General features: G+C 33.9%; 13 protein-coding genes. 11 read left to right on the plus strand and 2 right to left on the minus strand.

The annotated features are described in order from the left end of the window. Positions 1-23: 23 nt before the first annotated feature. From U472_RS07265 to U472_RS07275, 3 genes are all read left to right on the plus strand, one after another. A complete protein-coding gene (locus U472_RS07265) occupies positions 24-1,322 on the plus strand; it encodes an ammonium transporter (protein WP_141677958.1) in 1,299 nt (432 codons plus the stop codon). A gap of 91 nt (positions 1,323-1,413) precedes the next feature. Continuing rightward, positions 1,414-1,752, plus strand: a complete 339-nt coding sequence (locus U472_RS07270) for a P-II family nitrogen regulator (protein ID WP_068716961.1) — start codon at positions 1,414-1,416, stop codon at positions 1,750-1,752. A gap of 71 nt (positions 1,753-1,823) precedes the next feature. Continuing rightward, positions 1,824-2,192, plus strand: a complete 369-nt coding sequence (locus U472_RS07275; RefSeq protein ID WP_068716963.1) for a P-II family nitrogen regulator — start codon at positions 1,824-1,826, stop codon at positions 2,190-2,192. 2 nt (positions 2,193-2,194) lie between these two features. On the opposite strand, the gene U472_RS17380 is transcribed toward U472_RS07275, so the two are convergent. Together U472_RS17380 and U472_RS07280 are read right to left on the minus strand one after the other, a co-directional pair. After that, a complete protein-coding gene (locus U472_RS17380; RefSeq protein WP_083189800.1) occupies positions 2,195-2,575 on the minus strand; it encodes a methyl-accepting chemotaxis protein in 381 nt (126 codons plus the stop codon). Next, positions 2,509-4,047 (minus strand): methyl-accepting chemotaxis protein, encoded by a 1,539-nt coding sequence (locus U472_RS07280; protein ID WP_068716965.1) that lies wholly within the window; start codon positions 4,045-4,047, stop codon positions 2,509-2,511. Before U472_RS07280 ends, U472_RS17380 begins: the two co-directional genes overlap by 67 nt. A 761-nt stretch (positions 4,048-4,808) precedes the next feature. Here U472_RS07280 and argF point away from each other — a divergent pair. The 8 genes from argF (at position 4,809) to thrB (ending at position 14,301) form a co-directional block, all read left to right on the plus strand. Then, complete coding sequence (gene argF, locus U472_RS07285; RefSeq protein WP_176714120.1) at positions 4,809-5,726, plus strand: ornithine carbamoyltransferase; 918 nt, start codon at positions 4,809-4,811, stop codon at positions 5,724-5,726. 274 nt (positions 5,727-6,000) lie between these two features. Continuing rightward, complete coding sequence (locus tag U472_RS17385) at positions 6,001-6,753, plus strand: peptidylprolyl isomerase (protein WP_068716969.1); 753 nt, start codon at positions 6,001-6,003, stop codon at positions 6,751-6,753. 807 nt (positions 6,754-7,560) lie between these two features. Next, complete coding sequence (locus tag U472_RS07295) at positions 7,561-8,598, plus strand: peptidoglycan DD-metalloendopeptidase family protein (protein ID WP_068716971.1); 1,038 nt, start codon at positions 7,561-7,563, stop codon at positions 8,596-8,598. A 160-nt stretch (positions 8,599-8,758) separates the two neighbouring features. Then, positions 8,759-9,643 (plus strand): branched-chain-amino-acid transaminase, encoded by an 885-nt coding sequence (ilvE, locus tag U472_RS07300; RefSeq protein WP_068716973.1) that lies wholly within the window; start codon positions 8,759-8,761, stop codon positions 9,641-9,643. A gap of 670 nt (positions 9,644-10,313) precedes the next feature. Further along, the gene (locus tag U472_RS07305; protein WP_083189801.1) at positions 10,314-10,763 is read left to right on the plus strand and encodes an ACT domain-containing protein; all 450 of its coding nucleotides are present in this window, start codon (positions 10,314-10,316) and stop codon (positions 10,761-10,763) included. Positions 10,764-10,839: 76 nt separating this feature from the next. Continuing rightward, entirely contained in the window at positions 10,840-12,129 is a 1,290-nt protein-coding gene (locus U472_RS07310) for a homoserine dehydrogenase (protein ID WP_083189802.1), read from the plus strand. Positions 12,130-12,179: 50 nt separating this feature from the next. Beyond that, positions 12,180-13,412, plus strand: coding sequence for an aspartate kinase (locus U472_RS07315; RefSeq protein WP_068716979.1), 1,233 nt, complete (start codon positions 12,180-12,182; stop codon positions 13,410-13,412). Then, complete coding sequence (gene thrB / locus U472_RS07320) at positions 13,405-14,301, plus strand: homoserine kinase (RefSeq protein WP_068716981.1); 897 nt, start codon at positions 13,405-13,407, stop codon at positions 14,299-14,301. Before U472_RS07315 ends, thrB begins: the two co-directional genes overlap by 8 nt. The last annotated feature ends 258 nt before the right edge of the window (positions 14,302-14,559 follow it).

A 14,559-nucleotide genomic window follows, 5' to 3' on the forward strand; every position in this document is an offset into this window, starting at 1 on the left:
TAGTTAGTTTAGGTTTACTTGTAATGTTAGGAGTGATTGGAATATCATCAGTAGCTTTTGCAGCAGATGCAACAGCAGAAAGCAATGCAATTGCAATTGATACAATTTGGACTTTGATAGCAGCATTTTTAGTATTCTTTATGCAAGCAGGATTTGCGATGGTAGAAGCTGGATTTACTAGAGCAAAAAATGCAGGAAATATTATTATGAAGAACTTAATGGACTTTTCTGTAGGATCATTGATTTATTGGATCTGTGGATTTGCATTTATGTTTGGAGCAGGAAATGCTTTTATAGGAACTAAAGGATTCTTCTTAAGTGGAGGCTTTGAACATTTAGGATTGAGCATACCTTTAAGTGCTTTCTGGATCTTCCAAGCTGTATTTGCTGCAACAGCAGCAACTATTGTATCAGGAGCTATGGCTGAAAGAACTAAGTTTAGTGGATATTTGGCTTATAGTGCTGTAATTACTGCAGTCATCTATCCAGTAGTAGGTCACTGGATTTGGGGTGGCGGTTGGTTAAGTGATATGGTTGACTTTGCAGGATCTACTGTTGTTCACTCAGTAGGTGGATGGGCTGCTTTAGCAGGAGCAATAGTTTTAGGACCTAGAATTGGTAAGTTTAATGAAGATGGTTCTGTTAATGCAATGCCAGGACATAACTTATTAATGGCTGCTTTAGGTGTATTCATCTTATGGTTTGGTTGGTTTGGATTTAACCCAGGTAGTACAGTTTCAGGTACTGATTTAAGTATTGCTGATATTGCAGTAACTACTAACTTGGCTGCAGCAGCGGGTGCTGCTTTAGCAATGGTTACTAGTTGGTTCAAATATGGTAAAGCTGATGTAAGTATGACATTAAATGGAGCTTTGGCTGGTCTTGTTGGGATCACTGCTGGGTGTGCTAGTGTAAATAACTGGGGTGCTGTAGCAATTGGAGCTTTAGCTGGAGTATTAATAGTGTATGCTGTAGAGTTTATCGATAAATTACATGTAGATGACCCTGTTGGAGCGGTAGCGGTACATGGTGTTTGTGGAGCTTTTGGAACATTACTAGTTGGATTATTTGCAACTGAAGGTGGTTTGTTCTACGGTGGAGGAATTGCTTTATTGCTTACCCAATTAAAAGGTGTAGTAGCAGTAGCAGTTTGGACTTTCACAACAGCATTCATCTTATTTAAAGTGATTGCTAGTACTATTGGCTTAAGAGTATCTAGAGAAGAAGAGGTAGAAGGATTAGATATTACAGAGCATGGTTCCGTATCTTATCCAGATTTCATTCCATTACATTGGAAGAGTGTTAAAGTCAGTAAAAAGTAATGAGTAATGAGTGACGAGTAAAGAATAAGACCTTAACCTGTTACTTGTTACTCGATCACTCGTTACTGAATTTAAAGAGGGGGGAAAGAGAATGAAAAAGGTAGAATGTATTGTCAGACCAAGTAGTATAGAAGAGTTAATCGTGGCTGCAGAGAATTTAGGTGTAAATGGTTTAAATATAACTCAGATTGCTGGATATGGTAAGCAAAAAGGTGCTACTAATATCTATCGTGGTGTAGAGTATGAGGTCAAGTTAAAGGAGAAGCTTAAAGTAGAGATTGTAATAGAAGAGGATAAGGTAGAACCATTAGTCAATGCTATTATGGAGGCTGTTCGTACTGATGAAGTTGGTGATGGTAAGATCTTTATCTATCCAATAGAAGAGACTATTAGGATTAGAACAGGTGAAAAAGGTATAAAGGCTATTTAACGTTAAGCAACCCACCCCCGATTTAATCGGGGGTATTTTTGTAAAAGTATAGAAAGGAGGGTTGATGATTGATGAAGCTAATTAGGGCAATTATTAGACCTAAGAAGGTTGAAGCTGTTGTGGAAAGGTTAAGTGCTGAGGGGTTTTATGCTTATACCAAAGTCGATGTTAGTGGTAGAGGGGAGCAAAAAGGGGTTAAGGTTGGAGAGACCCATTATGATGAACTTTCAAAGACTATGATTTTAATTGTGGTAGAGGATAAAGATAAAACTAAAGTAGTCGATATAATTGCTAGAGAAGCTAAAACCAAGAGGCAGGGCAGCTTAGATGCAGGGGAGATTAAGTTTAAAATAGGCGTAGATGGTGTCCCAGGTGATGGTAAGATATTTGTAAGTACTATAGAAGAAGATTATACAATTAGTAGTTATCTAGGGATATAAAACTATATTTTAAATTCATCGACCATATCCATTAAACTATGGGATATCTCTTTGAGCTCTTGGGAAGAAGAGTTGAGCTTTTCAGAGATAGTTTCAATATCCTGATAGGAATTAAAGATTGCTTTGCTATATTCTCTCCAGTTATCGGTAGCACTGGCTGTTTGCTGAACTTGCATGGAGCTTTCTTGGCTTGAGTTTTTTATCTCTGTGAATAATAAGCCAGTCTCTTTAGCGATCTTTTGACTTGTTTTGGTCTTAAATTCTACTTCTCTGATAGCAGTTAATGCATTAGTTGATTTCTGCTCTATTTTATCAATTATAGTAAGGATATTCTCAGTAGCACCACTGGTTTCAGTCGAGAGAGCTCTAATTTCGTCGGCAATGACTTTCCATTGCTGGTATTATTAGAGTTATTGGCTTCAATGTTAGCATTTAAAGCTAATAGATTGGTCTGTTTAGTTATATTAGTAATTAATTCAACTATTTTATTGATCTCTTGGTAGTCATTATGTAGACCTTCTATAATCTTTACAGTCTCTTTGGTGACTAAACTGATTTTATTGATACTCTTTAAGGTATCATTGATATTGTTGTTACCAAGGCGAGTCTTATTAGAGGACTGTTGAGCAAAAGCAGCCATCTCCTCCATACTCTCTGAAATACCTTGAATAATTGAAGTGATATTATTCATTAGATTCTGGTTTGCTGTGATCGTTCTATTAGCCTTTTGGGCAGAAGATAATAGCTCTTCACTATGGGAAAATAACTCCTTTGATGTCTTACGGATATTGATGATTGTATCTTTTAAGTTTGAGTACATCTTATTTAGAGCTGATGCTAAAATATTAAGTTCATCTTGTGTCTTGATATCAAGTAGCTTAATATCTAGATTTCCTGAAGAAATTTTATTAGCAAAATTGGTAGCAGATAATATAGGTTTAGTTATTTTATTACTAAATAATAGAGAAATTAAAATAACTAAGGTGAAGATAACTAGACTAGAGAAGATAGAAATAAGAAAGAATTTATCCTCTAGACCTTTAATACAGGTCAAATCTTGGCTGATTCTGAGCATCCCTTGAATCTTTTGAGCAGTTGGGTCAAATAAGGGTAGATATAATTCTAATCTATTATCTTCAGCCATAGAGACTACTTGCTCTCCTGATGATACCTTATTAAAGATGGATTTATCCTCTATACTTTTGCCAATCCTATCTTGCTCTGAATCCCTAGAGCTTTGAATTAATTTATCCCTTTCATAAAAGGCTACATCACCTGAAATTAAATTATTGATATTCTTTAATAGATGGTTGTTTAGATTGAAACCAACTTGGAGAGTACCTATAATCTGATTATTATCTTTGACAGGAACAAAGGCTCTAACAGCCAGTCCGCTCTTACCAAATTCAAAGCCTTTAACCTCTTCTCCTTGTAAAGCTAGGTTAATAGAGTTGTTATCACTCTTATCATCACCAAATTTACCGGGGTGATGGGCTCTAGTAAAGACAACCCCTTTTTTATCACCAAACTCAAAGACGGTTAAGCCTTTATCCTCTTTTAATAGCTTGAAGATTGGTTTAAGCTTTTGGTCTAATAAAGTTCGATCCTTTTCTTTGAAGGCAGAAATTAGATTCTTTTGTTGGGCATACTTTTGAGCAATAGAGAGTGCTACTTTCTGTTTTTCATTAAAGTAGAAGTTTGAGACTTTAACAGCCTGCTCTAACTTAGAATCTATTGTTTGCTCAAAGCTTTGTCTACTCTGCTTATATAATATTGTAGAGATGATTAGTGTTGGAATTATTGAAATTAGTGAGAGAAGGATGAATAATTTCTTCTTTAAACTGAATCTTACCATTATATGTTCCCCTTTCTTTTACTCTGATAATTGTAGCTTATGAATTCTATGTATTATATAACTTTATTTCTAAAACCTTGTATTTTATAGAAAGTTAACCCATAGTTAACCTACTGTTTACAAAACTATTTATTAAAGGTATTGTAATAACGGATGAAAAATCAATAATAACATCTTCTGCTAGTAGAGAGTGTGATACACCATAGAGATACTGGGACACTTTTACTTCAGTTGACAGTGTACAGTTAACAGTTTGCAGTTAAGGTCTTTAAAACCGAAGAAAATTAATGTTTGAATGAAGCAAGTATTCTAATAAAATGATTAGGTTTAAGATAATCTTTGAATTAAGATTCTTGAATTTATTAATTTCAATAAATGTTGATTGTGTAGTGAGTGGGCTCTGCCAGAAAGAGTCTTGCCCTATGGACTCTTAGGTATATTTTCTTCTTGATTGGGCTGGTCTGCCACGGAAGTTTCCCTACAGGTTTTTACTAAAAACCTTCCGTAATAAATTTATGAACCTGTAGGGTTTGGTTACTTTTTCGCCCTGAAGGTACTACGCCTGAAGAAGTACTCTTGGGGTGGAACCTAAGATTTTGCTTATTTTTAAAAAGTAAAAAGTGTTGCAATATCCCCATAAAGGGACATTACCTATATTGAAATTTGATTAGCACAATGGAATAATAAAAATTAAAATAATATTTGCATATTTATTCTGAAAAATGTATAATTATAAACAAGAAGAGGAGGGAGGAGTTACTATGAAAGACTTGTTGACAGTTAAGGATTTGACAGTAGCAGAGATTGAGGAGTTATTTGAATTAGCAACTAAATTAAAGAAGGAACTAAAAGCAGGAATTGAACATAAAATTTTAGCAGGTAAGACTTTAGGGATGATCTTTGCTAAATCTTCTACCAGAACAAGAGTATCCTTTGAGGTCGGTATCTATCAATTAGGAGGTCAGGGAATCTTCCTAAGTTCAAATGATATTCAACTTGGAAGAGGAGAGACGATAGAGGATACAGCTAAGGTATTATCCCGTTATGTAGATGGGATTATGATTAGAACCTTTGCTCATAGTGATGTAGAAGAATTAGCTGAACATGCAACTATTCCTATCATCAATGGCTTGACTGATGACTATCACCCTTGCCAAGCATTGACTGATTTATTGACTATAAAAGAGTATAAAGGTCAATTAAAAGGTTTAAAAATGACTTATGTTGGCGATGGTAATAATATGGCACACTCCTTATTATTAGCAGCAGCTAAGGTAGGGATGGATATTTCTATTGCTTGTCCTGAAAATTATAAGCCTGATGAAGAGGTAGTAGTTTTAGCTAAGGAGTTTGCTCAAGATAGTGGAAGTAAGGTAGAGATAACTAGTGATATCTTGGCAGCAGCTCAAGATGCTGATGTGTTATATACTGATGTTTGGGCTAGTATGGGTGATGAGGATGAGATTGAAGAGAGAGAGAAAGCTTTTGCTGGATATCAAGTTAACAGTGAAGTGATGTCAGTAGCAAAAGATGATGCTATCTTCTTACATTGTTTACCGGCACATCGTGGTGAAGAGGTAACAGCAGAAGTGATTGATGGAGAGCAATCGGTAGTCTTTGATCAGGCAGAGAATAGACTACATATGCAGAAGGCGATTATGGCAAAGTTAATGGAATAAATTTTTGAGTCGGGGCAGATAATAGTGCCTCGGCTTTTTTATCTATATAGATATCTAAGTCTAAAGTGAAATCTATAGTATTTTTATGTTTTTAGTTCTAACTTGTTACTCATCACTCGTTACTAGTCACTATCATCCAACTTAACTTTAATTTAAATTTCAATCTAAAGTTGGGTGACTATACTTGAGCGTAGACTATAATTAAATTTAATTAGACATTAGCCAGTTTTTTTGTTAACATACCAGTATAAATCATAGCAAAGGAGATTAGAATATGTCAGAAGATAAGATTTTAGCACAGGTCAATGGAGAAGTAATCACACAAGAGGATATTAATATGGTTATTAAAAATGCAAATCCTCAACAGGCACAGCAACTACATACAGAGCAAGGTCGTCAACGTCTATTAAATGAATTAATAAATCAAAAATTATTTTACCTAGATGCTCTTGAGCAAGGTTTAGAAGAGAGTAAAGAATTTAAGGAGAGCCTTCAGAGGGTACGCAATAACCTATTAAGCCAATTTGCTATTAAGAATCTTTTAGAGAAAGTAGCTGTAGATGATAATGAAATAGAAGAGTTTTATAATCAGAATAAGGATAGATTTAAGAAGCCAGAAAGTGTACAAGCAAGCCACATTCTTGTTAAGGAAGAAAAGAAAGCAGAAGAGATTTTAAATCAGTTAAAAGAAGGTCTTGCATTTGCTGAAGCAGTTAAGAAATACTCTACTTGTCCTTCTAAGGCTAGAGGAGGAGACTTAGGTGACTTTACAAGAGGTAAGATGGTGCCTGAGTTTGAACAAGCAGCCTTTGCCATGGAAGAAGGAGAAGTTAGTAATGAACCTGTTAAGACTCAATTTGGTTATCATATTATTAAGGTTACAGCTAAAAATGAAGCTGCTAGTAGCCCTTTAGAAGAGGTTAAAGCTCAGGTTGAGCAGCAATTAGTATCAATGAAGCAGAATAAGCTTTATCAAGATAAGACAGAAGAATTAAAAGAGAAATATACTGTAACAATTAATGAGTAAGAAAAGGACTTCTGGGGTTAAAAATCCAGAAGTCTTTTTTATAAGTAGTTTAGCTGTATATTTATGATTAATGTAGCTGCTGACTAGTTAAGGTTTATGATTTTATCGGAGTATATTGCCAACCGATACTGTCAACTAAAAAAGTGTCGTAAACTCATTAAAAGATAGATTTAAATATTATATCTTAAAGTGACGGTCTAAAAAGCATAAGATGGAGTATTCCTCTTTTTAATAATTACCATTGTTACTTTTTCTTGAACTTGATATAATTTTAAATAGATATTTTCATATATCTTCAGGACTTATCTTTTGAAAATCTAGCTATTTCTGATAAGCATTTAATTGAATTTAATCGGAATTTATTGATAATTTATATAATTAAGGGTAATCTAATTACTAGATTAATTTAAATTATAGAAGTTTAAAAACTATTACATTAATAAAGATATCAAGACTTATCTATTTGTCTTGCTTTAAATCATAATTTAAATATTTTTATCACAAAATTATAGTATCATAATTTTTATAAACAATTACTTAATTTTAACTATTCTGTTAAGTGCATTAAGATAGACATTTCTTGATAATAATTAGGATAAGAAGAAGTTTTTAATAAAATGGTTATAAGCAAAGTTTAGATATATACATTATCACTAAAGTTAATTGTATAAAATTGAACAATCTATAGAGGAATTTGACTATTAGATGTCGAAGGAGTTAGGGTGGTTTTAGTTTTAATAAGTTTATATATAATATAAGCAGCATGATTAATCCAATAAATAATAAAAAAATAGGGAGGCTTAACAGGTGAAATGTAATAAACTTATTATTGTAATGGTGTTAGTTACATTGTTGTCTTCTTCCATAATAAGTGTTGAGGCTAGTTATAGGGTTTTACAGCAAGGGATGGAAGGTAGAGATGTTAGAGAGTTACAGGAGAATTTAGTTATGCTTGGTTATAAAATAATTATTGATGGTAATTTTGGACCTGCAACTAAGAGTGCTATTATAAACTTTCAAAAAAAGTCTAAACTCCCAAGTGACGGTGTTGTAGGCAAGCAGACATGGGACAGCTTAAAAGATGCCGTTAGTTTTGATAAATATAAAGTAAGATCTGGAGATACGTTATCTCAACTGGCACATACATATGATGTACCAGTAACTGTTATTAAAGAAGCAAATAAACTCGATTCTGATATAATTCGTATTAATCAAGAGTTAATCATCCCTAAAACTGCTTTAGGCGGAGGAATTGATACAGACTTCTACGAAATGGTTTCTTATAAGGTTAGAAGAGGAGATACTTTAGATAAGTTAGCAAGTAGGTTCCATACTACAATTAGGACTATTAAACAAGTAAATAATTTTGAGACAACCCGTATTAGAGAAGGTCAAATGATTAAGATACCTAAATTAATCATTGATTTATCAAATACTTCTAAGAATACAACAGCAGTTAAAAAAGATTTTATTTGGCCAGTAAGGGGAAGGATAAGTTCAGGATATGGTTATAGAATACATCCAATCTTAAACAAGAGAAGTTTTCATAATGGAATTGATATTGCTATACCAACTGGAACTCCAATCAAAGCTGTTAAGTCAGGGAAGGTATTAAATAGTGGTTGGGTAGGAGGATATGGTAAAACGGTAACTATTGATCATGGGAATGGTGTAGTTAGTTTATATGGTCATAATTCAAAATTATTAGTTAGACCTGGACAAAGTGTAAAACAGGGGCAAGTAATTGCAAAGTCAGGGAATACAGGAAGAAGTACAGGACCTCATCTACACCTTACAATATTAATTAATAGTAAAGAAATAAATCCATTAAAATATCTAGATTAAAAAATTTTTAAATTGTTAAGTAGGGTGGTTAAATTTAACCATCCTACTTTTATTTTTATTAATGATTGTTTATTAGTAACTTCTTAGTTTTTTAGTTTGCAAATAAGTTTAAATTTAATTATAATAGTAAATAATAATTAATAAGAAGGATGTGAGTAGTGTGAGTAGTCAGAAAATATTCTTAAATGGTAAATTAGTAGATAAGAGTGAAGCAAAAATATCGGTATTTGATCACGGTTTATTATATGGTGATGGAATCTTTGAAGGTATTCGTGCTTATAATGGAAGGATATTCCGTTTTGATGAACATATCAAACGTCTATATGAATCAGCTAAAGCGATTATGTTAGATATACCAATGACTCCTAAAGAGATGGAAGAAGCGGTAGTAGAGACTATTAGAGCAAATGAATTGACAGATGCTTATGTCCGTTTAGTTGTCTCTCGTGGAGTTGGTGATTTAGGATTAGACCCTAGAAAATGTGATACGCCAACTATAATTATTATTGCTAGTGATATTACTCTTTATCCAGAGGAATTTTATCAAAATGGATTGGATGTAGTTACTGTACCTACTAGAAGAAACATCCCAGAAGCCATTAATCCAAGAATCAAATCATTAAATTACTTAAATAATATCTTAGCTAAGATTGAAGCAAACCACGCTGGAGTGTTAGAAGCTATTATGTTAAATAATGAAGGTTATGTAGCAGAATGTACAGGGGATAATATCTTTATTATTAAAGATGGTGTATTGATCACTCCACCTACATATATTGGGGCTTTAAAAGGTATCAAACGTGGTGTTGTCTTAGAAGTAGCTCCAGAACTTGGATTAGAAGTAAAAGAAGAGGTATTTACTCGTCATGATGTATTTACTGCAGATGAGTGCTTCTTAACAGGTACTGCTGCTGAAGTAATCCCTGTTGTCAAAGTAGATGGTAGGGTGATTGCCGATGGTAAACCTGGTGAATATACTGGTAAACTGATCAAGAAATTTAGAGAGTTAACTCAAACCACTGGTACTCCAATTTATGATAAATAAAGCCTAGCACAGCCAACTGTTGGTTGTGCTTTTTTATAATAACATTAATTGAGCTATTGATCTAACTAGAATGATATTGTGACACTTTTAACCTCAGTATATAGTTGAGAGTGGATAGCTAAGATCTTTAAAAGGAAGAAAATTAATGTTTGAACGAAGCAAAGATTGGATTAAAACTTAGAAGCAATCAAAATCTTAATTAGAGAATCTAATATTGATAATAATTAAGACTCGGATTGCTAAAAGAGTGGGCTGGTTTTACTGGTTTTGTGCGAAAGGGGAGTATTCTATATTCCTTAGAGAGCCCCGAAGGTAAAACTCGTAAGTTTGGTTACTTTTAGGGTGCTCTAAAAGAAGTGCCCTTGGGGGGTGAAAAAGCTGATAAGCTTTCCCGAAAGATATTTTAATAATCTTGTCTACTTGTTAAAAAGTAAAAACTGTCACAATATACCCATAAACTTCCTTTATTTAAAGAAGAATTTAACTCACATAAATTTCCAATCTAGACTTAGTTCTATAGCTTATCATAAAAATAAAAAAACTTCTTGAAAACTATACTTAATAGTGTTATAATTTTAAAAAAGATGTCCACTTATAGAACACATAAGTTTTTATTATGAATACAAGAAACTTGTATCAAATTTTCCTAAGTGGAAAAAGGAAGGATATGATGGAAGATAAATTTTATATAGTAAGTGAAAAAATCTTATCAGATGCTATGAAAAAGACTGTAAAAGCGAAGGAACTTCTCAAAAATGGAGAAGAAGATCAGATAAAAGAGGCAGTTAAGAGAGTAGGCTTAAGTCGTAGTGCTTATTATAAATATAAAGATTATATCTTTCCCTTTGTTCCTGAAGAAGAAGAGGAGTTAGTAACTCTATCATTATTAGCAGTTGATAGAGAAGGTATTTTATCAGAGGTAGTAACTAAGATAGCCGAATATCATGCTAGTATTTTGACTATTAATCAAGATATTCCTTTAGATCAAGTTGCCCATATAACACTGACGATTAAAGTAAGTAATCTATCAGTAGCTTTAGAAAGATTATTTGAAGAGGTAGAAAAGATAGTAGGGATTAGAAGGGTTGAATTGGTTAGTAAGAGTTTTAAGAGCAAATAAAGGCAATAAGAAGTGAGAAGTCAAAAGTGAAGAGATATTATCTTTTACTACTCACTACAATAAGGAGGAGATGAGTATGAAGAGGGAGATAAAGATAGGTTTATTAGGGTGTGGAACGGTAGGTTCTGGTGTTTATAAGATATTAGAACAGAATGCTGAAAGTATTGCTAATAAGTCAGGAGCTAAATTAGTAGTTAAGAAGGTATTAGTTAAGGATAAGAATGAACCTTTAGCAGTTGATGTTGATAAGAAGCTTCTAACAGAGAACTTTGAAGACGTTATCAATGATGAAGAGATAGAAATTGTTATAGAGGTAATTGGTGGAGTAACTCCTGCCAAAGACTTTGTCTTAAGAGCATTAGAGAGTGGTAGAAGTGTAATCAGTGCTAATAAAGAGTTGATAGCTAAGCATGGTGAAGAGATATTATTAGCTGCTGATGAAAATGGTGTTGATTTTTACTTTGAAGCAAGCGTAGGTGGAGGAATTCCTATTATCAGCCCGCTAAAAGAGAATTTAGCTGGAAATAAGATTACCAAAGTAATGGGAATCGTTAATGGAACGACCAACTATATTTTAACTAAGATGGATCAAGAAGGTGCAGAGTTTGGTGAAGTATTAAAGAAAGCACAAGAGCTAGGTTATGCAGAGGCTGACCCAACATCAGATATAGAAGGATATGATGCAGCTTATAAATTAGCGATTTTGGCTTCTATTGCTTTTGAATCTAGGGTAAATATCGATGACTTATATATGGAAGGAATCACTAAGATCACTAAAGAGGATATTACTTATGCCAAAGAGTTAGGGTATAAGATTAAATTATTGGCTATCGGAAAGCAGAATGAAGGATTGGAGCTTAGAGTTCATCCAACTTTATTACCACAAGAGCATCCATTAGCTAAAGTAGATGATGTCTTTAATGCAATCTTTATTGAAGGAGATGCCATTGGGGAAGCAATGTTCTATGGTCCAGGGGCAGGGCAGATGCCAACAGGAAGTGCCATCGTTGGAGATGTAATTGCAGCAGCTAGAAATATCAACTTTGGAGCACAAGGTAGAATCTCCTGCACATGCTTTACTAAGAAGGATATCAAGGATAGAGATGAAGTAGAAAGTAGTTTCTATATTAGATTAGAAGTATTGGATAGACCAGGGGTTTTAGGTGAAATTACTAGTTTATTAGGTAAGCAGTCTGTCAGCCTTGAATCGGTAATTCAACATGGAAGAAGTAATAGTACTGTACCATTAGTGTTAGTAACTCATGAGGTTAAAGAAGGAAACCTTAATGCTGCCTTAGAGAAGATTAAGGTTTTAGATGATGTAAAAGAGATTGCAAGCTTAATTAGAGTTGAAGATTATAAGTAATAGTCTACAGTGTAAGCTGTTAACTGCTTTAGAGAATGGGAGGAGAAGAAATGGGTTTAATTGTACAAAAATATGGGGGGACTTCGGTAGGAAACCCTGAAAGAATCAAAAGGGTAGCTAATCGAATTGTAAAGAGAAAAAGAGCAGGGAATCAGGTAGTAGCAGTAGTATCAGCGATGGGAGATACTACTGATGAGTTAATTGAATTAGTGAATCAAATTACTGATAACCCTTCTAGAAGAGAATATGATATGTTGATCTCTACAGGAGAGCAGGTATCTGTCTCTTTATTGGCTATGGCTATCCATGAACTAGGGGAGGATGTTATCTCTCTAACTGGTTCACAGGTTGGTATTATTACTGATGATATACATAGTAAGGCTAAAATCTTAGAGATCAAGCCTGATCGTCTAGAGAGGGAGTTAGCAGGAGGAAAGATTGTTATAGTAGCAGGTTTTCAAGGAGTAACTATAAATAATGAGATTACTACATTAGGTCGTGGTGGTTCTGATACAACGGCTGTAGCAGTAGCCACTGCATTAAAGGCAGACCTATGTGAAATCTTTACTGATGTTGATGGTGTTTATACTACAGATCCTCGTATGGTAGAAGAGGCTCGTAAATTACCTGAAATCTCCTATGAGGAGATGTTAGAGCTAGCAAGCCTTGGGGCAAATGTATTACATCCACGTTCAGTAGAGATTGCAAAAGAATATAACGTTAAGTTGGCTGTTAAATCTAGTTTTGCTTGTAGTCCAGGGACAATTATTAAGGAGGTAGAGGAGTTGGAGAAGAATATAGTTGTAAGTGGAGTAGCATGTAATAAAAGTGAGGTAAAACTTTCATTAGTAGGAGTGCCAGATCATCCTGGTATCGCTTCAAAGGTCTTTACCCGTTTAGCCCAAGAGTCTATTAATGTTGATATGATTATCCAAAATGTAAATTATGATGGAGTAAATGACATTACTTTTACTACTGATGAAGATGATTTTAAACAGACTAAAAAGGTATTAGAAGAGATGAAAGATGAATTAAATTATAGAGAGTTACTTTGTGATACTGAAGTGGCTAAAGTATCTATTGTTGGGGCAGGTATGGTTACAAACCCAGGTGTAGCAGCTAAGATGTTTGAGGCTTTAGCAGAAGAAGGGATTAATATTGGAATGATCAGCACTTCTGAAATTAAGGTTTCTTGCTTAATAGCTAGAGATAAGGCAGAAAAGGCTGTTAGAGCTATTCATAGTAAGTTCGAATTGGACAAGCTAGGGATAGACAATGATTAAAGTAGAGGTTCCTGCTACTACTGCTAATCTAGGACCTGGCTTTGATACTTTAGGGATGAGCTTAGAGTTATATAATGAAGTAGAAGTTTCTGAGATTGAAGAAGGCTTAGAGATTGAGGTAGTTGGCTATGGTAGTGATGAATTGACTACAGATGAAAGTAACCTGATTTATCAATCTATGGAAAGAGTCTTTGCTAAGGCAGGATATTTTCCAAAAGGATTAAAGATTAAACTAAATAACAGAATCCCTTTAGCCCGTGGTTTAGGAAGTAGTGCTGCAGCAATAGTTGGAGGTTTAGTCGCAGCTAATAAACTATCAGGAGAAAAATTACTTATGGACCAGCTAGTAGATTTAGCTACTGAGATAGAGGGGCATCCTGATAATGTGGCTCCTGCATTATTGGGAGGAGTTGTTATTTCTACAGTCAAAGGTTCTAAGGTGGTTTATAAGAAGTTAGCAGTGCCAGCAAAATTGAAGACTGTTGTCTGTATTCCTGATTATCAATTGTCTACTGTTAAGGCACGAGAGGTATTGCCAACAGAAGTTGCTTTTAAAGATGCAGTCTTTAACTTAAGCCACACTGGATTACTTTTAACAGGGTTATTGACAGAGGATTATACTTTGATTAAAGAGGCTTTAGATGATAAATTACATCAGCCATATCGCCAAAATTTAGTTCCAGGTTTGGCAGAAATCTTAAGAGAAGTAAAATCTGATACTTTAGGAGTAGCTATCAGTGGTTCAGGACCTACTGTAATAGCCTTTACTTTAGATGATGAAGAAAAGATTGGTAAGAAGATGGTAGATATCTTTGCTGAGCATGGCTTAGATTCCCATTATTTAATTACCAATCCTACCAATCAAGGTATTATTATCTTAGAGGATTAATCTAGAATATTATAATTATTAATCTTAAAGAGGCACAATAGTTTGTGCCTCTCAGGCTGTTGACAAAGTTATTGTCAACAGCCTTTTCTATTTATGGTATAATATAATTGACAATATATTTAAAAGGAGAAATAGAATTATGTTTGTATCTCAAGAGAAAAAACAACAACAATATGAATTTGTAACAATAGAACAGCTAGTTCCAGAAGATCATCTTCTAAGACAAATAGATAGATATATAGATTTTACTTTTATTAC

This window comes from Orenia metallireducens (genome assembly GCF_001693735.1).
GTDB lineage: Bacteria > Bacillota > Halanaerobiia > Halobacteroidales > Halobacteroidaceae > Orenia > Orenia metallireducens.

What these genes read in the sequence shown, in the direction of transcription:
- U472_RS07265 (WP_141677958.1), top strand. Translation starts at nt 24, where the DNA reads ATGTTAGGAGTGATTGGAATATCATCAGTAGCTTTTGCAGCAGATGCA.
- U472_RS07270 (WP_068716961.1), top strand. Translation starts at nt 1,414, where the DNA reads ATGAAAAAGGTAGAATGTATTGTCAGACCAAGTAGTATAGAAGAGTTA.
- U472_RS07275 (WP_068716963.1), top strand. Translation starts at nt 1,824, where the DNA reads ATGAAGCTAATTAGGGCAATTATTAGACCTAAGAAGGTTGAAGCTGTT.
- U472_RS07280 (WP_068716965.1), bottom strand. Translation starts at nt 4,047, where the DNA reads ATGGTAAGATTCAGTTTAAAGAAGAAATTATTCATCCTTCTCTCACTA.
- argF (WP_176714120.1), top strand. Translation starts at nt 4,809, where the DNA reads ATGAAAGACTTGTTGACAGTTAAGGATTTGACAGTAGCAGAGATTGAG.
- U472_RS17385 (WP_068716969.1), top strand. Translation starts at nt 6,001, where the DNA reads ATGTCAGAAGATAAGATTTTAGCACAGGTCAATGGAGAAGTAATCACA.
- U472_RS07305 (WP_083189801.1), top strand. Translation starts at nt 10,314, where the DNA reads ATGGAAGATAAATTTTATATAGTAAGTGAAAAAATCTTATCAGATGCT.
- U472_RS07310 (WP_083189802.1), top strand. Translation starts at nt 10,840, where the DNA reads ATGAAGAGGGAGATAAAGATAGGTTTATTAGGGTGTGGAACGGTAGGT.
- U472_RS07315 (WP_068716979.1), top strand. Translation starts at nt 12,180, where the DNA reads ATGGGTTTAATTGTACAAAAATATGGGGGGACTTCGGTAGGAAACCCT.
- thrB (WP_068716981.1), top strand. Translation starts at nt 13,405, where the DNA reads ATGATTAAAGTAGAGGTTCCTGCTACTACTGCTAATCTAGGACCTGGC.